Origin of the sequence: Hymenobacter sp. 5317J-9 (genome assembly GCF_022921075.1) — a bacterium.
Lineage (GTDB): Bacteria > Bacteroidota > Bacteroidia > Cytophagales > Hymenobacteraceae > Hymenobacter.
Genome location: NZ_CP095050.1, coordinates 4,928,450 through 4,947,957, shown reverse-complemented (window position 1 = coordinate 4,947,957; position 19,508 = coordinate 4,928,450). Strand labels below are relative to the sequence as shown.

The 19,508-nt window shown below is 63.2% G+C and carries 9 protein-coding genes, 2 tRNA genes and 1 pseudogene; 5 read left to right on the top strand and 7 right to left on the bottom strand.

The window, feature by feature from the left end:
* Nucleotides 1-521: 521 nt before the first annotated feature.
* Nucleotides 522-3,392: a M36 family metallopeptidase gene (locus tag MUN81_RS20790; protein ID WP_245113987.1), complete on the bottom strand. Its 2,871-nt coding sequence runs from the start codon at nucleotides 3,390-3,392 to the stop codon at nucleotides 522-524.
* Between the two features lie 146 nt (nucleotides 3,393-3,538).
* The gene (locus tag MUN81_RS20785; RefSeq protein WP_245113986.1) at nucleotides 3,539-4,072 is read right to left on the bottom strand and encodes an RNA methyltransferase; all 534 of its coding nucleotides are present in this window, start codon (nucleotides 4,070-4,072) and stop codon (nucleotides 3,539-3,541) included.
* A 222-nt stretch (nucleotides 4,073-4,294) separates the two neighbouring features.
* Here MUN81_RS20785 and mutS point away from each other — a divergent pair.
* The 4 genes and pseudogenes from mutS (at nucleotide 4,295) to MUN81_RS20765 (ending at nucleotide 9,949) form a co-directional block, all read left to right on the top strand.
* Nucleotides 4,295-6,912, top strand: a pseudogene (gene mutS, locus MUN81_RS20780) (DNA mismatch repair protein MutS).
* 199 nt (nucleotides 6,913-7,111) lie between these two features.
* A tRNA-Gly gene (locus MUN81_RS20775) sits at nucleotides 7,112-7,187 on the top strand.
* Between the two features lie 89 nt (nucleotides 7,188-7,276).
* Nucleotides 7,277-7,359, top strand: a tRNA-Leu gene (locus tag MUN81_RS20770).
* Nucleotides 7,360-7,570: 211 nt separating this feature from the next.
* Entirely contained in the window at nucleotides 7,571-9,949 is a 2,379-nt protein-coding gene (locus MUN81_RS20765) for a T9SS type A sorting domain-containing protein (protein WP_245113985.1), read from the top strand.
* 97 nt (nucleotides 9,950-10,046) lie between these two features.
* Here MUN81_RS20765 and MUN81_RS20760 read toward each other — a convergent pair whose 3' ends face one another.
* The 3 genes from MUN81_RS20760 to MUN81_RS20750 are packed head-to-tail and all read right to left on the bottom strand — an operon-like array spanning nucleotide 10,047 to nucleotide 14,467.
* A complete protein-coding gene (locus MUN81_RS20760) occupies nucleotides 10,047-10,700 on the bottom strand; it encodes a hypothetical protein (protein WP_245113984.1) in 654 nt (217 codons plus the stop codon).
* Nucleotides 10,664-11,572: a hypothetical protein gene (locus MUN81_RS20755; protein ID WP_245113983.1), complete on the bottom strand. Its 909-nt coding sequence runs from the start codon at nucleotides 11,570-11,572 to the stop codon at nucleotides 10,664-10,666. The genes MUN81_RS20760 and MUN81_RS20755 overlap by 37 nt, the downstream gene beginning before the upstream one ends.
* Before the next feature lie 57 nt (nucleotides 11,573-11,629).
* Nucleotides 11,630-14,467: a TonB-dependent receptor gene (locus MUN81_RS20750; RefSeq protein WP_245113982.1), complete on the bottom strand. Its 2,838-nt coding sequence runs from the start codon at nucleotides 14,465-14,467 to the stop codon at nucleotides 11,630-11,632.
* Nucleotides 14,468-14,711: 244 nt separating this feature from the next.
* On the opposite strand from MUN81_RS20750, the gene galB reads away from it, so the two are divergent.
* Entirely contained in the window at nucleotides 14,712-17,189 is a 2,478-nt protein-coding gene (gene galB, locus MUN81_RS20745; protein ID WP_245113981.1) for a beta-galactosidase GalB, read from the top strand.
* An 80-nt stretch (nucleotides 17,190-17,269) separates the two neighbouring features.
* Here the strand turns inward: galB and MUN81_RS20740 are convergent, their stop codons facing one another.
* Entirely contained in the window at nucleotides 17,270-17,767 is a 498-nt protein-coding gene (locus tag MUN81_RS20740; RefSeq protein WP_245113980.1) for a T9SS type A sorting domain-containing protein, read from the bottom strand.
* Nucleotides 17,701-19,494: a hypothetical protein gene (locus MUN81_RS20735; RefSeq protein ID WP_245113979.1), complete on the bottom strand. Its 1,794-nt coding sequence runs from the start codon at nucleotides 19,492-19,494 to the stop codon at nucleotides 17,701-17,703. Before MUN81_RS20735 ends, MUN81_RS20740 begins: the two co-directional genes overlap by 67 nt.
* Nucleotides 19,495-19,508: the final 14 nt, after the last annotated feature.

Below are 19,508 nucleotides of genomic sequence, written 5' to 3'. Positions count from 1 at the left end.
GCCCTCTGGGCTAATGGATATTGACGGAGCAGATTGGGATTTCCCGTCATTGAATACCAATATGTCGTTTGTATCTCTGACGTTTTGCGCCGCTGCAAAACTGACTGGGCCGGCCAAGCAACCAAGGAAAATTGCTTTAGCAAGGTGGCATTTGAGTAAGTGTACGTTCATAGGAAAAAATGTTGCGTTGAAAAATGATTTTAACAGCACGGCGACGTTGCCACTACGTACCGAAATATCATGTAGTAAATCATTAAACAAAGGAAACTTCACTCTTTAATGAGACATATGATAAATAAAATATCTATAATAAAAATTAAAATAATAATTGGTAAAATTGAACAAATAACTAACGTTATAAATACTATTTAGATGTTAATCAATGCTTTGTGTGAGTAAGGATGAATTGAATTAATACGCACTTTGTGACATCGTTGCTCACCGCGGGGCATAAAAAAAGCACCCAGTCAACGACTGGGTGCTTTTTTTATGCCCCGCGGTGCGGGGGCTATTCTAATAAACTAGTGTTTCACCTGCACTTTGGTCGTGAAGATGCCTTCCGACGTGGTGATGCGCACCACGTACAAGCCGGCGGCCAGCGAGCTGGTGTTCAGCTCGAGGCCACGCTGCACGTCGGCCACGTTGGTCGTGGTCGAAATCACGGCCTGGCCCACTAGGTTGATGAGGCTCACCTGTACTTGCGACTTGCTGGCCAGTTGGGCCTGCACGGTCAGCACGTTCTGGGCCGGGTTGGGGTAGGCCGACACCAGGCTGCCGTTGATGGCGCTGGCACTCTGGGCGCCCAACGGCATGGTGGAAGGGTTCAGCAGCGACACGGGGCGCACGCCGGTGGGCATGTCGAAGGCCGCCACAATGCCCGTGAGGCCGGGAAGGCCGTTGGGGTAGCCATTCACGGCTACGCGGGGACCTTGCTGGGCGCTCTTGCCCATGCCGCGACGGGCAAATACCGTCCAGATGAGGGCCGAGTTGGCGTGGTTGTTCAGCAGCGAATCGGCGCGCAGGATGCCGTCGCGGCCGTCGAGGAAGCCGGGGTTGCACACCTGCAGTTTGCAGCCCTGCAGCACCAGCTTCAGGAACTGGTTGTTGCCGCCGGTCTGGGCCAGGAAATCCGGGTTAAAACCATAGCGGTAGATGAACTGCCAGTTAAGGTCCCACAATACCGTAGCCCACACTTCGCCCAGTGCGTGGGTTTCGCTATAGGTGGCATTAGAGCCTACTATGCCGTATGTATAGTTGTTCACGGCCATGTCGTCGGTGTACTTCTTGTAGCGAATGCCGCCGCCAGTGGGGGCTTCGCCATACACATACGTGCCCGTGCCGCGCGGCGTGCGGCCCAAGTCGCCCACGCGCGTGGTCATCCACAGCGCGAAGAAGTCGCTCCAGCCTTCGCCCATGCACTGGGTAGTAGCGGCGGTGCTGCTGCCGTTGGGCAGGTACTGCTGCGTCACGCAGTTCGAGTTGGTGGGGCCGCCGGTGAGGCGGTTGCTGATGCCATGGCCAAACTCGTGCGACACGATGCCGTTGTCGAGCGAGCCGTCGTAGTCGGGCGATGCCGTGGCGCAACCCGTCACCGGAGTGCCGGCGCGCAGCGAAGCCAGAATACGGGCGCCGTCGGCCCCCGTGAGGAAGATGGACGGAATGCGGATGCCCACCGTGTCGGTGCCGGTCATGTTCGACAGGGTGGTGTTGGTGGCCACCGAGTCGATGATGATGGCCATGATGGCACCGTTTTGCTGCGCCCGACGCACCTTGCCGGCAAACGAGCTGGCGGTGCGTACACCACCGGTCAGCTGCGCACAGCCGCCGCGCATGATGAGGGCAATTTTGCCGTTCACGTCGCGCGTGTTGAGGTAGGGGGTGGCGCAGCCGTGCAGGCCGCCGTTGCCCGATACGCCGTCGTTGACGGCCACAATGGTGCCGCAGATACCGGCGGGCAGCGTGGCGATGGAACGGCCGAAGTCAGCCGTGCCGTAGTTGATGGAACCCGCCAGCGCGGCCGGCGCCGTGATGTTGAAGGTGGGGCGCAGGGCATTGTCCCACAAGTACATCTGCATGCGGCCGGGCTGGCCGTCCACCGGCGTCGAGAAGTTGGCGTTGTTGCGGCCGCTGCCGTCCTGCGACTCGGCGCGCACGTAGTCGCCGCCTGCGCCCTGGGTGCCGGCGTTCTTGTACTGGAAGTTGCCCGAAGCCTCGTCAAAGCCCTTGCTGGCCATCACGTCGTGCAACATGTTGTTCCAGTAGAACAGGTTGGTGATGATGGCCGGCGAGCTGAGCTTGGGCGAAATGGCCGGGTTGAAGGGGAAGTCGAAGTCGAGCGTGGCCCCGCCGTCGGGCGAGTTGGTGTTCGACAGCAGGTTGCCGTTGCCGCTGGTCGTGCTCTGGCTGTCGTCGTAAGCCGCCACGTTGTTGCCGCGGGTCAGGTACACGCCAGCGCCGAGACGGCTGTAGCTAGTGGGGAAGATGCTGGCACCGGCCACCGTGGCGCGGGGGTCCGACACGTGCCAGCCGTAGGGCGAGTACGCCGCGTTGGCGCTGGCTGCACCCGGAATGGCCACCGACGCGCGGTTGCCGAACGTGGGCGCTTCCACCGGCACGGGCAGCACGGTCATGCTATTGGCCGCGCCCAGGCCGCCGCGGTTGGCTGTGGCTTTGGTCGAAGGAGCCGTAACGGTCGCCGGACGCGAACCCAGGGCCCGGGCGGTGATTTGCTGGAACGTAACTTCCTCGCTCACCACGAAGTCGGTTTTGTCCAGCATCTGGCCGGTGTGGGCGTCTACGCGCACGGTCCAGTGGTGCTGCTGGTCAAGCTGGGCAATGTTCACGTCCCACACCAGCTTCAGCTGGCCGTTGATGGGGAAGTACAGCAGGCGCACCGGAATGTCGTATTCCGAGATGCCACCGTTGTTGAACAGCACGCCGTCGGCGGCGCGGGCGTCGCGCACCAGCGTGAGCCCCACGGGGCGGGGCAGCTGCAGGGCCTTGGCGGCCGCGCTCACGGCCTGCTCGGCCGTGAGGGTGGGCACGGCCGACGGCGCCAGGCGGGCGGCGTCCACCACGAAGCCCTGGTGCATCAGCACGGGCTTGCCGGAGCGGTCGGTGTGCAAATCGCCCACGGCGCCGTAGATGTCCACCCCGTTCACGCGCTGGCGCAGGTAGGTGTGGGTGAGGCCGCTGCTTGCATCAAAATAGGAGCTTGTGACCGAGGGGTTGGCGGCGTCGCCGCCGTGCAGGCCCTGCCGTTCGCCCTGGGCGGTGAAATACGCCAGCGCTTGCGCCGACGGTGCCCCCGACTGCGCTACCGATACCCCTGGGAGGGCCAGGGCCAGCGCCAGCAGCAACCCGCTATGGGACTTCGTAAAGGAAAAAACCATATAATAGAAAAAAGTGGGTGAAGAGGAAATTACAACAGCATTAAAACGTGACGCTGCTTTTAGGCAAAACAGCACTGCCAAATTTAATATAATCTTTTCACTTGGAACGCATAAGGGAGCGAGTATTTCGCAAAAGCTGCACCGGCCTATACCACGCCCAGCTTCACCAGCGCGTCCCAGAGCACCACGCCGGCGGCCACGCCCACATTGAGCGAGTGCTTGGTGCCAAACTGCGGGATTTCTACAGCTGTGTCGCACAGGGCCAGCACGGCGTCGTCTACGCCGAACACTTCATTGCCCAGCACCAAGGCCAGGGGACGTCCTGACTCCGGCTGGAATTGCGGTAACGGCACGCTGCCCGTCGTTTGTTCCACAGCTACTACCTGGTAGCCGGCGGCTTTCAGCTCGGCCACGGCGGCCACGGTCTCGGCGTGGTAGTGCCAGGCCATCGACTCTTCGCTGCCCAGCGCCGTTTTGGTGATTTCGCGGTGCGGCGGGCGCGGGGTGATGCCGCAGAGGCAGATTTTTTCGAGCGCAAAAGCATCGGCCGTGCGGAATACCGCCCCCACGTTGTGCATGCTGCGCACGTTGTCGAGCACCAAAACCACGGGGCTTTTGGGCGTACTTTTGAAGTCATCAACCGAGGCTCGGTTCAGCTCGGCCATTGTGAGTTTTCGCATGGGGCAAAGGTATTCGAGCCGGAACGCGCCGCGGCGCATTCGGCGTTTGTACCGTTGCCGCGGCCGGGGCTGAATGGCTGACCGGGCCGATTATTTCAACGATTGAATGCGCCCCGGCGCGTTCCTACTGCTTCCGTTTTGTCTGCTCCCAAAAAACAGTTCGTCATCAAGTCCGTCGGCCCCGACCACATTGCGCCCGGCTCGCCCGTCGATACGCCCCTGATGAAGCAATACTACCTGCTCAAGCAGCAGCACCCCGGCGCGGTGCTGCTGTTTCGGGTGGGCGACTTTTATGAGACCTTCGGCGAAGATGCCGTCACGGCGGCGCGCATCCTCGACATCACGCTCACCAAGCGCGGCGGCGGCACGCCCAACGAAATTCCGCTGGCCGGCTTCCCCCATCACGCCCTCGACAACTACCTGCCCAAGCTGGTGCGCGCCGGCCAGCGCGTGGCCATCTGCGACCAGCTCGAAGACCCCAAGCAGGCTAAGGGACTGGTGAAACGCGGCATCACCGAACTGGTGACGCCCGGCGTAAGCATGCACGACAACGTGCTGGAACGGCGGGCCAATAACTACCTCGCCGCCATTCATTTCGGGAAATCCGAGGCCGGTATTTCGTTTCTCGACATCAGCACCGGCGAGTTTCTGGTGGCGCAGGGCACGCTGGACTACCTGGGCAAGCTGCTGCAGAATTTCAGCCCCGCCGAGGTGCTGTTCTGCAAGAAAAGTCGCGGCGAGTTTGAGCAAACTTTCGGCCCGGATTATTGCACCTATGCGCTGGACGAATGGGTTTTCGGCCCCGACTACGCCCACGACACCCTGACGCGCCACTTCCGCACCACTTCGCTGAAAGGCTTTGGGTGGACGGGCTGAAGGAAGGCGTGATTGCGGCCGGCTGCATCCTGCACTACCTGGCCGAAACCAAGCACACCGACATCCAGCACATTGCCAGCCTGGGCCGCCTGGAGGAGGACAAGTACGTGTGGCTCGACCGCTTCACGGTGCGCAACCTGGAGCTGGTGCACGCCCAGCACCCCGGCGGCGTGCCCCTCATCGACGTGCTCGACCAGACCCTGACGCCCATGGGCGCCCGCCTGCTGCGCAAGTGGATAGTGCTGCCGCTGAAGGAGGTAAGCCAGATTCAGCGCCGCCTCGACACGGTGGCCGCGCTGGTGGCCGACGACGAGCTGCTGGCCGACCTCACCCAGCACCTGCGTCAGATAAACGACCTGGAGCGCCTGATTTCCAAAGTAGCCGTGCGCCGCGTGAACCCGCGCGAGCTGCTGCAGCTGGCCCGCGCCCTCGAAGCCGTGGCGCCTATGCGTGAGCGGCTGGCCGCTTCCGGCGTGCGGGCGCTGGTAAAATTGGCTGACCAACTCAACCCCTGCGCCAACCTGCGCCAGGAAATCTTCGCCAAAATAAAGCCCGACGCGCCCATCCTTACCAACCAAGGCGGCGTGCTAAACTCGGGCATCGATGCAGAACTGGACGAGTTACGCGCGCTGGCCTTTTCGGGCAAGGACTTCCTGTTGCAACTCCAGATGCGCGAGCAACGCAATACCGGCATCTCGTCGCTGAAAGTGGCTTATAACAAGGTGTTTGGCTACTACCTCGAAGTGACGAATGCCCACAAAGACAAGGTGCCGGCCGCCTGGATTCGCAAGCAAACGCTGGTGAACGCCGAGCGCTACGTGACCGAGGAGCTGAAAACCTACGAGGAGAAAATCCTCAACGCGGAAGAGCGCCTGTTCGTCATCGAGCAGAACATCTATAATGAGCTGGTGCTGGCGGCGCTGGACTTTGTGCCTCAGATTCAGCAGAATGCCCGCGCCATTGGCGTGATGGACTGCCTGGCCAGCTTTGCCCTCACGGCCCGGCAGCAGCGCTACGTGCAGCCCGTGGTGAACGACGGCACCCTGCTCGACATCAAAGCAGGCCGCCACCCCGTGATTGAGCGCCAGCTGCCGCCCGGCGAAAGCTACATCCCGAACGACATCTGCCTCGACCAGGACGAGCAGCAGATTGTGGTGATAACCGGGCCCAACATGGCCGGTAAATCGGCTCTGCTGCGCCAGACGGCCCTTATCGTGCTGCTGGCTCAGATTGGCTCCTTCGTGCCGGCCGACGCGGCCACGGTGGGCATCATCGACAAGATTTTCACCCGCGTGGGCGCTTCCGATAACCTGAGCAAGGGCGAAAGCACCTTCATGGTGGAGATGACCGAAACGGCGTCTATCCTGAATAACCTCTCCGACCGCAGCCTCGTGCTGATGGACGAAATCGGGCGCGGCACCAGCACCTACGACGGCATCAGCATTGCCTGGGCCATTGTGGAGCACCTGCACAACAACCCCAAAGCCAAGGCCAAAACCCTCTTCGCCACCCACTACCACGAGCTCAACCAGCTGGCCGACGACTGCCCGCGGGTGCGCAACTACAACGTGGCCGTGAAGGAGGCCGACGGCCGCATTCTATTCCTGCGCAAGCTGCAGCCCGGCGGCTCGGAGCACAGCTTTGGCATTCACGTGGCACGACTGGCGGGCATGCCCACCTCGGTGGTGCTGCGGGCCAACGAAATCATGCACCACCTGGAAGTGGAGCGCACCAGCGCCGGGGCGGAGGATGGCGTGCCAACGGAGTTCGACGACGTGCTGGCCGGCATTGACGCGAATGGGGGCGCCAGGCCCTGGCGGTGCCGCCGGCCCAGGTGCCGGCACAGCCCAAGCCGCGCGCCACGGCGGCCGTGGCCACGGCGCCGCGCGCCCAGCTCAGCATCTTCGAGCCCTCGGACCCGGCCCTGGAGCGCATTCGGGAGCTGCTGCAGCACCTCGACGTGAACACGCTCACGCCCATCGAAGCGCTGATGAAATTGAACGAACTGAAACTGACCTTGGGCAAAGGATAATTTTTTCGGCCTGAAAATGAAGCGGAAAGGCTTCTGTAGATAGAAATTCCACTTTCACCCCTTGCGTCGCCAAAAAAACGCCTTACCTTTGTCGCACCATTCAGCGCTACGCAAGTAGTTCTGAACCTCAAGCGAGAGTAGCTCAGTTGGTAGAGCGCGACCTTGCCAAGGTCGAGGTCGCGAGTTCGAACCTCGTCTCCCGCTCCAAGAATAAAAAAACGCTGTCTTCGGGCAGCGTTTTTTGTTTACCGCCAACCCTACGGTTTTTGGGTTAATTTTGGCCGATGCCAGCCCACGCCGGAGTGGTGGAATGGTATACACGAGGGACTTAAAATCCCTTGCCTTCACGGGCTTACGGGTTCGAGTCCCGTCTCCGGTACGATAAGCAAGCCCCCTTTGCCCCGATGCAAAGGGGGCTTTGTCCTTTAAGAACCACAGGGAGAACGAGGTACCACAGACGGGTGAGAAGCTGGCTGCAAGGGCTTTGCGGCGCGGAGGCTAACTCATTCGATACGCATTGGCACTTACCTTGGAGCGTTTTTCCATAGCGTGCCCTTTGCATGAAACACGTTTTACGAATTCTTTGCCTTGTGCTGCTGCCGTGCCTGGCGGTAGCGCAGCCGGCTTTCCACTCGGTGACGGTGCGGCCCGATGGCTCGCTCTGGACGTGGGGCCGCAACGATAACGCCCAACTGGGCGACGGCACTACCAGCAACCGCCGCGTCCCCGTCCGGATAACGACGGCCAGCTGGCTGACCGCGGCTGCGGGCTACCTCCACACCATGGCCGTGAAGGCCGACGGCACGCTCTGGGGCTGGGGCAACAATGCCTATGCGCAAGTGGGGCAGAACTCGGTGACGCAGTACAATAATCCCATTCAGGTGGGCACTGCCACCACCTGGCGCAGCGTTTCGGCCGGCAATTACCACACGGCTGCCATTCGGACCGACGGTACGCTGTGGGTGTGGGGGCGTAACCAGTACGGGCAAGCGGGCAACGGGAGCGGCGCCCTCTATGTTAACGTAGCCCAACTCGGGGCGGGTAGCTGGCAAAGCGCAAGCGCTGGAGCCGACTGCTCCGCCGCAATCAAATCCGACGGCACCCTGTGGCTGTGGGGCAATAACATGTATGGCCAGATAGGGGACGGCACGCTGGTGCAGCGCAACACCCCGGTTCAGGTTGGCGGGCCGTTTACGTGGCAGCATGTGGCCATTGGCTACTCTCACACGGTGGCCGTGCGCGCCGATGGCACGCTCTGGGCCTGGGGCATGAACGGAGAAGGGCAACTTGGCGATGGCACCGTGCTCCAGCGCACGGTGCCCGTGCAAATCACTTCTGCCACCAACTGGCGCAGCGTGGCGGCGGGCGAAGGCTTTTCGCTGGGGCTTAAAACCGACGGGACGCTCTGGGCCTGGGGCCGCAACGACGTAGGCCAGCTCGGCGACGGCACCACCGTGTTCCACAACACGCCCGTGCAAATTGGCAGCGCCACCACCTGGCAAAGCATTACGGCCGGCTATTCCCACGTGGTGGCTACCAAAACCGACGGCACCCTCTGGGCGTGGGGCGTAAATGGCCAGGGCCAGGTCGGGAGCCCCGCCCTCACCGTCTTTATCGAGCCCTCGCCATTGGCCATTGCCCCGGGCGTGGCGTGGCAAAGCATTGAGGCCGGCCAGGCACACTCGGTAGGCGTGCGCGCCAACGGCACATTGTGGAGCTGGGGCTACAACAATTTCGGCGAGCTGGGCGACGGGCTAACGGCCAACCGCGGTACGCCGCTTCCGGTGGGCACGGCTACCACCTGGCAAAGCCTTTCGGCCGGCGACCACCACACCTTCGCCCGGCGCCAAGACGGGACCTGGTGGGCTTGGGGCATGAACGGGGAAGGCCAGCTGGGCGACGGCAGCAACCTCGACCTCAACACGCCCCAACCCGTGGCCATACCCTGGCAGAGCGTGGCCACCGGAGGCCGCCACACCCTGGGCATCAAAGCCGATGGCACCCTGTGGGGCTGGGGCCGCAATTATGATTACCAACTCGGGGACATCGTTACCGCGTCGCGCAACACGCCAAGGCAAATAGGCGCGCTGGCCGGCTGGCGCAGCGTGGCGGCGGGCCGGAATCATTCGTTGGCCATTCGCCAGGACGGCTCGCTCTGGGCCTGCGGCGATTATAGCTTTGGGCAGCTCGGCGTATTTCCTTCGCCCTTTTACGCTCTCACGCGCGTTGGCACCGCCACCGACTGGCTTAGCGTAGTAACGAGCACCACCCACACGGTGGCGCTCAAAACCGACGGCACCCTCTGGGCCTGGGGCGGCAACGGCGTGGGGCAACTGGGCGACGGCACCACCGTGGACCGGCCCACCCCCGTGCAGATAGGAACCGCCACCACGTGGCGGGGCGTGGCCGTGGGCGGCAATCACACCGTGGCCGTGCGCGCCGATGGTTCGCTCTGGGCCTGGGGAATCAACACCTCCGGCGAACTCGGCGACGGCACCACCACTAACCGGACAAGCCCGGTGCAGGTGGGCGCCGGGGCTACGTGGCTGCCCGCGGGCATCTCGGCCGGTGAGGGCCACACCCTGGCCCTGAAAACAGACGGCTCGCTCTGGGCCTGGGGCAACAACAACTGGGGCCAGCTGGGCATTCCGGCCTACAGCACGGTTCCGTTGCAAATCTTTGGCCCCAACGGGCCCCTGGCGGTGGCCCGCACCGCTGCAGACCGTGAGTTCAGCCTGTTCCCCACGGTGGCTTCCGGAAACGAAGTACACTATGCGTACACCGGGCCGAAGCCGGAAGCTGACGCGTGCGTGGAAATTTTTTCCCTCACGGGCCAACGGCTGTGGCGCCAAGCGCTGGGCGGCACCACGCAAGGACGAATTTCGGTGAGCGAACTGGCCCCGGGCTGGTACGTGCTGCGCTTGCAAACAGGAAACGCTACGCGGACGGTACGCTTCTGCCGACCATGACATAAGCCCGCTTCCGCTATGCCAAAACAAAAAGCCAGGGCCAATGCGGCCCTGGCTTTTGCAGTAAGTAGCGCCGAAATGGCGGACGCTTCCTGACTTAGTAGTCCGTGTTCTGCGGGTCGAAGTTGGTCCAGTTGGCCAGCCAGTTGGTGGCGCCGGCGGCGTTGGGGTCGGCCAGGGCGCCGATGTAGTTGACCGGCGTGAAGAACGAGTCGGTGAGCTTGCTGTCGGTGAAGCTGGAGGGGGCCACGGGCGCCGTGGCCGGGGCCACCGTCACGATGGGCGAGCCCGTGCGCGGCAGGAAGCTCGGGGCCGTCAGGTTGAAGGGGTTCAGGAGCTGCACGTTGTCGGCGGTGGCGTAGCGGCGGTTGGTGCTGGCCTTGAACCACGTGAGCGGACCGATGGCGGCGCCCCAGGCGGAGGAGTCGGACGCCATCACGTTGTTGACGGTGAGGCTGCCGGCGCCGCCGCTCGGGCCTACGTAGAGGATGCTGCGCTGGCCGCCCACCGAGTTGGAGCCCGTGAGGGAGCCGGCCACGATGTTGTTCTTGAAGCGGGCGTCGTTGCGGGCAATGGTGCCGGCCGTGGGAGCGCCGTCGATGAGCACGCCGGTGGGGTAGCCCATAATCACGGAGTTCATGATGCTAATGCCCGAGTTGCGGCGGATGTGCGCGCCGGCCGTGTATTGCGGGCTGTAGGTCGAGCCCGAGGGGTTCAGAATGGGCCCGATGGCCGTGATATTGGAGAACACCGCCGAGGTCTGGGGCCGTTGGTGGAAGCGTTGGCGTCGTTGTCGGACTCAAACGCCTTGGAGCCCGATTGGTCGGCCTGCAGCGGGTCGCGCAGCGAAATGCCAAACTGCACCTTGCCCGAGAAGCCGTTGTCGGTGTCGAAGTCGTCGTCGAACGTGCGGTGAGACACCAGGTACTTGGCGTTCACGGTGCCGCCAAACCACTCAAAAGCATCATCGCCGCTGTACGATACCTGAATGTGGTCCAGGGTGGTACCGCTGCCCACGCCGGCCAGCGTGAGGCCGTTCACCTCGTTGTTGGGCGAGAAGGCCACGCCGCCGAACTCGATGCGGACGTACTGCAGGGTGCCGGAGTCGTCGGTGGCGTTGGTGCCGCCGTACTGCGTGGTGGGGCCGCCTTCGATGGTGGGGCGGTTGCCGCCCACCAGCGTGTTCACCGGCGCGTTGCCGGCCAGGATGACGCCGCCCCAGTCGCCGTAGTTGCGCGAGCCCTTGGGCTGGTTCGAGGTGAAGACAATGGGCTTGGTGGCCGTGCCGATGGCAATGAGCTTGGCGCCGGGCTCCACGATGAGCGCGCCTTTGGTGTCTTTGTCGCCCTTGATGATGGTGCCCGCCTCGATGGTGAGCGTGGCGCCGGAGCGCACGTACACGTAGCCTTTCAGCAGGTACTGCTTGCTGGCCGACCAGGTGGTGCTGGTGGTGATGGGCGCGTCGACCACCACGGCGTTGCCGCTGTTGGAAGTGCCGCCACCGGGGTTGGAAGTGCCGCTGCCCGTCATGTTGGGCGCCGGAGTGATGTCTTTCTTACTGCACGAGGCCAAACCCAGCAACAACATGGCGGCGAGGGAGAGCGAAAGCGTGTTCTTTTTCATGAGAGGGATGAAGTGAAAGCCAGTTCGGGGTGAGGGGCAAAAGCCAGTCGGGGAGTGCTAGGGGAGAGGCGTGGTGGCGGCGCGGCGCGGCTCCAGGTTCAGGCGCAGGCCGAGGGTGTAGTAGGTGCCGCGGCGGTAGCTGCTCAGCGAGGGGTCGGCGGCCGAGTAGGATTTGTCGTTGTTGTAGTCCTGCACCAGGTTGGTGCGCTGGTTGAGCAGGTCCTGCACGCCGGCGTTCAGCGAGAGGCGGTCGGTGAGGGACTTGGTCAGGGTCAGGTCGATGGTGTGGCGCGGCAGCTCCACCACGTCGGGGTACTGGTCGCTGCCGGCGAAGAGAATGCGCGGGCCAAACACGTTGTAGAGGGCCGCCACCTGCCAGCTGTTGTTGGGCGTCTGGTAGTACAGGCCGCCGTTGAAGACGTAGGGCGACTGGCCCTGCAGGGCGCGCTTCTTGTTCCAGGCCACCATGTCGTCGCCGAGGTTTACCTGGCTCTTAATCAGCGAGGCGTTGAACACCATCGACAGGTTTTTCAGGCTCGGGGTGATGAATTCCAGGTCCTTTTTCAGGTCCAGCTCCACGCCGTAGGCGTAGGCGCTGGGGGCGTTGGCGAAGGTGTAGGCCAGGTTCGAAGTCAGCACCACCACGTTTTCGATGGGGTTGGTGAAGTGCTTGTAGAACGCGCCGATGTGGATGAGCTGGCCGGCCGAGGGGTACAGCTCGTAGCGGAAGTCGACGTTGTCGATGGTGGCTACTTTCAGCGGGCTGTCGGGCTTGAGATACAGCGAGCCGTAGTTCAGCACGTTGAAATCGAAGTCGTAAAAGAAGAAGGGCGCGGCTTCGCGGAATTCGGGGCGGTTCAGGGTGCGGCCGTAGGAGGCGCGCAGCAGGCTTTTCTCGCTGAAGTTGTAGCTCAGGTTGGCCGAGGGCAGCACGAAGTTGGTGGTCACGTTCTGCGTCACGGGCTGGCCGTTGATGCCCGTCGAGATGGACTGCACGTTGCGCTCGTAGCGGGCGCCAGTCAGCAGTTTCACCTGCTCGCCCAGCGGGAGGTTGAAGGACACGTAAGCCGCTTCCAGCTCGTTGGTGGCCGAGTAGTGGTAGGTCGAGTTCTGGTCTTCGTCCACCCGGAAGCCGTCGCTGCCAATGTTTTGCGGCGAGAAGATGTTGCCCACGTCTTCGTTTTTCAGGCCCTGCATGCCGTTGGGGTTCAGCGAGTAGCCGAGGGCGCGGGCGTTGAAGCTGCGCTTGCGGTATTCGAGGTAGGTGCCGGCGGCCACTTCCATTTCGCGGGCGCCAAGGGCCACTTTCTGCTTCAGGTTGGCCGTGGCGGTGAAGATGTGCTCGTCGAGGTTCTGGTAGAGGCGGCCAGCGTTGTTCACGTCCACCTGGCCGGCGCCGGGCGTGAGCACGGTCTGGGTGGCGGGGCGGTTGTCGCCGGTGGAGGGCGAAACCTGGTAGGACACGCGGCGCAGGTCGGGCTCGCTGCGGCTGGAGTAGCCGTAGCCGCCCACCCAGTCGAAGTGGGTTTTCTCCTTGTTGAGAATGTGCGTGCCGGCCAGCTGGCCGGTGTAGGTGGTGCGGCCCTGGTAGCCGGCCTGGTAGCTGCGGCGGTTCAGGGTGCCGTTGTCGTCGAGGCCCTGGCGCGTCACCTGCTGGTTGCGGGCCTGCTGGCTGAACAGGTTGCGGAACTCCAGGCGGCCGCCGTTCTCAAGCTGCAGGCTGAAATTCTGGATGGCGCCAAGGCGCACGTTGTTGGTCGACTGGTCGTCCTTGAACTGGTCGGTGCGCTTGCCCGATACGTCGTACAGGTTGCGGTCGATGTTGAAGTGCGTGTAGGCGTTGGTGTAGTTGAGCGAGGTCACGCTGCCGATTTCCAGCCCGCCCAGCTTGAACTGGTCGAGGTAGGAGAGGTTGAAGCGCGCATCGGGCATCGCCTTCATCTTATAAATCGCGAAGGTGTTGTCGAGCTGGCGGGCGTAGAAATCCCGCTCGTACTGCTGGTAAGCCGAGTTCAGCTGCGGGAAGCCGTTGGGCAGCTCGCGCTTGGTGGCGCCGAAGCCGAAGGCGTCGCCGGCCTGCGTTTTGTCGGTGTAGAAGTCCTGGCCCGTGGTGCCGTCGCGGAAGCCGGTGGAGTAGTTCACTGTCAGCAGCTTCTCGTTGAACACCGGCTTGCGCAGGTACACTTTCACGAGGCCGCCGGCGAAGTCGCCCGGCAGCTCCGGCGAGGGATCTTTAAACACCAGCACGCGGTCGAGCAGGGCGCTGGGCACGATGTCGAAGGAAAACGACTTGCGGTCCGTTTCGGAGCTGGGCGCGCTCACGTCGTTCAGCCACACGGTGTTGTACCGGTCGCTCAGGCCGCGCACCTGGATGAAGCGGTTGTCGACGATGGTCACGCCCGGAATGCGGCGCACCACCTCGGCCGCGTCGCGGTCCTGAGTTTTCACAATCTGCTCCGACGACACGCCGCTAACCACCACGCTGGCCTGCCGGATTTCGTTAATTACCGACACTTCGGTATTGGTGCGGCGCACGCCGTTCACCACCACTTCGTCCAGCGCTTTGGAGTCGGAAGTGAGCTTGCCGTCGAGCACCGTGGTTTTGCCGGCGGTCACGGTTACGTTCGGGATGGAGACGGTTTTATAGGAAACCGACGAAACCACCAGCGTGTAGCTACCCGTGGGCACCTTCTCCAGCGAGTAGCTGCCATCGACCCCGGTCGGGCCCGCGATGGTGGTGTTTTCCAGCCGAACCGTGCCGCCAATAATGGCTTCCTGGTTGGCTCCGTCCTTAAACGTGCCCTTGATGCTGCCCGTGCCCTGCGCTACGGCCGAGGCTATCGAAACCAGGCACAAGACAAGCGAAAAAATGCTGCGGATACTGGTGTTTTGCATAATGGGTGCAAAGGTCCCCGCCTCCTGTTGCCACAATATGCTGTCTGGTTTACTATAATGTTACGTCCGGTAATACGGGGTTTGTTGCGCAGCAAATTATTGTTCGGCAATGAGTTAATAAGGGCTGGTGAAAGGCTGCGGTAACCTGCGTAGGAAGGCGGTAGCGTTGCGGCTTCGCAGCAGAAGGCAGACCTTTGCCCGCTCCGGCAAGGGTAACTTGTCGGCCCCACCTATCCGATTTCGCATGAATCATTCTCTCACCCGTTGGGCCCTGCATGGTGTGGCCGCTCTGGCCCTGCTGGCGCCGACGTTGCCCGCCGCTGCCCAGGCCCGCCAGGAATACCTGCTCACCACCGACTGGAAATTCACCAAAGGTGAGCAGCCCAACGCTGCCCAGCCCAGCTTCAACGACGCCAAATGGCAGACCGTGAGCGTGCCGCACGACTGGGCCATCTACGGCCCGTTTGATGGCAACAACGACCTGCAAACGGTCAAAATCGAGCAGAACAACGAAAAGACGGCCACCCAAAAAGCTGGGCGCACGGGCGGCCTGCCGTTCATCGGCACCGGCTGGTACCGGCGGAAGCTGGCCGTGCCCGGCTTCAAGGCGGGCAAGCGGGCCGCGCTGGTATTCGACGGGGCCATGAGCAATGCGCACGTGTTTGTGAACGGCAAGGAAGTGGGCAGCTGGCCCTACGGCTACAACTCGTTTTCCTTCGACATCACGCCCTTCCTGAAAGCCGGAGCCGACAACACGCTGGCCGTGCGCCTGCAAAACCAGGCAGAAGCCTCGCGCTGGTACCCCGGCGCCGGCCTCTACCGCAACGTGCACCTCATCGTGACCGACGACGTGCACATTCCGGTGTGGGGCACCTACCTCACCACGTCCGATATCACGGCGCAGTCGGCCAAGGTGAAGCTGCGCACGCAGGTGGAAGTGCCCGCCGGCGCCCGGCAGGCCCTGCGCCTCGTGACCGAAATTCGCGACGCGGCTGGCAAAGTCGTGGCCACTACTACCAGCAACCTGGCGGCTACCGGCAAACCCGAGTTTGAGCAAAACCTGGACCTGCCGCAGCCGAAACTGTGGTCGCCCGAGACGCCGGTGCTGTACACGGCAGCCTCCAGGCTCTACGCCGGTCAGACGCTGAAAGACGAGTACCGCACCCGCTTCGGTGTGCGCTCCTTCAAATTTGAGAAAGACAAAGGCTTCTCGCTGAATGGGCAGGTGCGCAAGTTCAAGGGCGTGTGCAACCACCACGACCTCGGCCCGCTGGGTGCGGCCGTGAATACGGCCGCTTTGCGCCGGCAACTCACCTTGCTGAAGGACATGGGCTGCGACGCCATCCGAACCTCGCACAACATGCCCGCGCCCGAGCTGGTGGCGCTGGCCGACGAAATGGGCTTCATGCTGATGGTAGAAGCCTTTGACGAATGGAAGTCGCCGAAAGTGAAAAACGGCTACAGCCAGTACTTCGACCAGTGGGCCGAAAAGGACCTGGTGAACATGGTGCGGCGCGACCGCAACCACCCCTCGGTCATCATGTGGAGCATCGGCAACGAGGTGCCCGACCAGAGCAACCCCAACGGCCCCATCTTGGCCAAGCGTCTGCAGGACATCGTGCGCCGCGAAGACCCCACCCGCCCCATCGCCGCCGGCATGGACCGTTTCGATGACGACTTCAAGTACGGCATGGCGCCGGCCGTCGAAATTCCCGGCTTCAACTACAAGCCGCACCGCTACGCCGAGGCGCTGAGCAAGCTGCCGCAGGGCTTCCTGCTGGGTTCGGAAACGGCGTCCACGGTGAGCTCGCGGGGCGTTTACAAGTTTCCGGTGGTGACGGCCAAGGAGAAGAAGTACGACGACAACCAATGCTCGTCCTACGACCTGGAGGCGTGCAGCTGGTCGCAGACGCCAGACGAGGAATTTGTGCAGCAGGACGATATTGCCAATGTCATCGGCGAATTTGTGTGGACCGGTTTCGATTACCTCGGCGAGCCCACGCCCTACGACGAGAAGTGGCCCTCGCACAGCTCCATGTTCGGCATGCTCGACCTGGCCGGCATGCCCAAGGACCGGTACTACCTCTACCGCGCCCGTTGGAACACCGCCCAGCCTACCGTTCACCTGCTGCCCCACTGGACCTGGCCCGGCCGCGAGGGCCAGACCACACCGGTATTCTGCTACACCAGCTACCCCTCGGCCGAGCTGTTCGTGAACGGCGTGAGCCAGGGCCGCCAAACCAAAGCCAAGTCCGACAAGCCCCAAACCCGCTACCGCCTGATGTGGAACGACGTAAAATACGCGCCCGGCAGCATCAAAGTGGTGGCCTACGATGCCCGGGGCAAGGCCGTGGCCGAAGAAACCGTGCGCACCGCCGGCCAGCCCCACCACATCAAACTGGTGGCCGACCACCGCACCCTCGCCGCCGACGGCCAGGACCTGGCCTACGTCACGGCCCGGGTAGAAGACAAGGACGGCAACCTCTGCCCCGACGCCGCCGACCAGCTGCAAGTGGCCGTGAGCGGCGCCGGCCGTTTCCGCGCCATGGGCAACGGCGACCCCACCAGCCTGGAGCTGTTTCACCAGCCGCAGATGCACGCCTTTCACGGCCAGCTGGTGGCCATTGTGCAGGCCGGCACCAAGCCCGGCGATGTGCAGCTGAAAGTGAGCGCCGCAGGCTTGCAGCCCGGTACGCTGCAACTGAAAACGGCTGCTAAGTAAGTCTTCTGTAAAAGCAAAAAAGCCGGCTGCCTTCGTAAAGCAGCCGGCTTTTTTATTGCCGAAAAGCGGGTGATAAAAGGCTATTCGCGCACGATGCGGCGGGTTTCGAGGCTGGCGGCCGTGCGCACCTGCAGCAGGTACAGGCCCGCGCCGAGGCTATGCAAATTCAGCTCGCGGGTGGTGCCCTGCGGGTTGGGCGCTGCTATTGTGGTTTCGTTCACGCGGCGGCCCAGGGCATCCATGACAGTCAGTGTAACCGGTTGGGCGTAGCCGGTGAGCGTGACGCTGAGGCGGCCGTCAGGGGTGGGGTTGGGCGCCACGCTCAGGCTGCTGCCGGGCAGGGCTCGCGCCGCAGATAGCACCGTGAGTGGTGCCGACATGGGCGAGGTACAGCTTGTGGCCCCCGCCACGACGGTGGCCGTGACGGTGTAGGTCCCGTTGGTGGTGGCCGTGAGGGTGCGGGCAGTGGCGCTGGGTAGCAGCACGTTGTCGCGGTACCACTGGTTGCCGGTCAGGGCGCTGCTGGTGAGCTGCGTGCCGCTACGCGAAACAGTGGGCGCGGGCGGCCCCGGTAGCACCCGCACCAATACGGAGGTGGTGTCTTCACACCCCCCGGCCAGAACGTCACATTGGGCGTGATGCGCAGGAAGTAGCGAGTGGTCAGCGTGGGGTTTACGCTGATGCTGGGTGTGGTGGTCACGGCCGGCAGGCCGTCGCCGCCGGAGCTGGTGCTCCACTGGTAGGCGTAGGTTTGCCGCAGAGTGGTGCCCATGGCCAGGTTGCGCACCGAATCAGGCCGAACCACCACGCCCGATAGCGCCAGCGAACTGCCCCGGCAAATAGTCATCGGCCCCGCGCCCATGGCCGGGTTGGTGATGAGCGCCGTGTAGCCGCGAAACACCCGGATGGCCACCACTTGGCTCCGCCGGCCGGGATAGGGACACACGTTGTCATCAACCCGCAGGGTGAAGTAGACGGTGCGGCCCACCGCCGCGGGCGCCGGCTGCAGGTAGAAAGTGCCGCGCGGCGCGGGCGTGCCATTGCCCACGAGGCTGAACGTGCCCACGTCGCCCCCGCCCAGTAGCAGCGGGTTGGTGCTGAGGTCGGCGGGCACGCTCACGGTGAGGGGCTGGTTGGCACTGGGCGTGCGCAGGTTGTTGGGGTCGCTGATGTTGAGCTGCACGCGGGCGTAGCTGCACGCCCGTACGTCGATGCGCACGGTATCGGGGCCATTGCTAAATGTGCAGCCCACGGCTTGGGTGCTCACCGCGGGCGGGTTGGGCGGGAAGTTGCCGGCGCAGTCTATCACGATTATCGTGGCCTCGCGGCGCACGGTGCCGATGACCCGGCGCACGCCGTTGATGCGGCGGTATTCGGTGATGAGCATGGCAATCTGATACTTATTGCTACCTGAGCTAGGCGCGGCCATGGCATCAAACACGCCTGGCGTGAACGTAACGCTGCGCGCCCGCTGGTTGAAGCTGAATGTGCGCGGCATCCCCACAAAGGCCGGGCAGAAGCCCACCGTATCCACACCCAGAGTAATAGGGTAGGTGGGGCTGTACTGGCCGCCACTACCGGTGTAGTTGAACACGCACAGCGGATTGGTGGAAAGCACCACCGGAACGGCTGGTGTCGGGTAGTTGGTGTAGGTCACAGGCGTGCCGCAGGCGCGCAGCGGCGCGGCTAGGGTATACGCCAGCGAGTCGCCGTCGGCCTCGGTGCAGGGAAAAGCAATTGTGGTGGGCTGATTGCGACACGCAAACTGAACCAACGCGTCCTGCGGGTCGAACTGGGGCGAGTTGTTGGCTGCGGCCGTGGTGCCCTGGTTGCGGTTGTCGAGGGTGGCTTCCACGTAGAGGTCGCCGCCTATGGCATTGGCAGTCACGGGGCGGGAATTACTGAAGGTGCTCAGCGTCCAGTTGCCGGGGGGCAGGGTTACGGTTGCCACGCACAGGTATACGTCGTAGTTGGCCAGGCCCGCCGGGCCCTGGCAAGGCCCCGCCGACAGTGCCGTGCAGAATGGAGTTGCTGTCTCGGCCGGGCCCTGCTGCACCAGCTGGGCCGTGACGGTGGCTGTGGCGTTGCAGCCGCCGTTGCGGCACGAGAGCAGGAAGTCGTTGGGGCCAGGCACCAGCCCACTGCAGTCGCGGTACAGTCGGAATTTGACGCGGTACTGGTTATTGCCCAACGACACATACGTGATGTCGCCACCCCAGAGGTGTGACGCCCACGCTTCGCGAGCGCTGCCCAGAAGCAGACCAAGCAGCAAAAAAAGGAATTGGAAGGATAGAGGTTTTTTCATTGAGAAAATTGAGA

Coding starts and splice junctions, on each gene's coding strand:
- MUN81_RS20735 (WP_245113979.1), bottom strand. CDS start 19,494: ATGAAAAAACCTCTATCCTTCCAATTCCTTTTTTTGCTGCTTGGTCTG.
- MUN81_RS20750 (WP_245113982.1), bottom strand. CDS start 14,467: ATGCAAAACACCAGTATCCGCAGCATTTTTTCGCTTGTCTTGTGCCTG.
- galB (WP_245113981.1), top strand. CDS start 14,712: ATGAATCATTCTCTCACCCGTTGGGCCCTGCATGGTGTGGCCGCTCTG.
- MUN81_RS20790 (WP_245113987.1), bottom strand. CDS start 3,392: ATGGTTTTTTCCTTTACGAAGTCCCATAGCGGGTTGCTGCTGGCGCTG.
- MUN81_RS20755 (WP_245113983.1), bottom strand. CDS start 11,572: ATGAAAAAGAACACGCTTTCGCTCTCCCTCGCCGCCATGTTGTTGCTG.
- MUN81_RS20785 (WP_245113986.1), bottom strand. CDS start 4,072: ATGCGAAAACTCACAATGGCCGAGCTGAACCGAGCCTCGGTTGATGAC.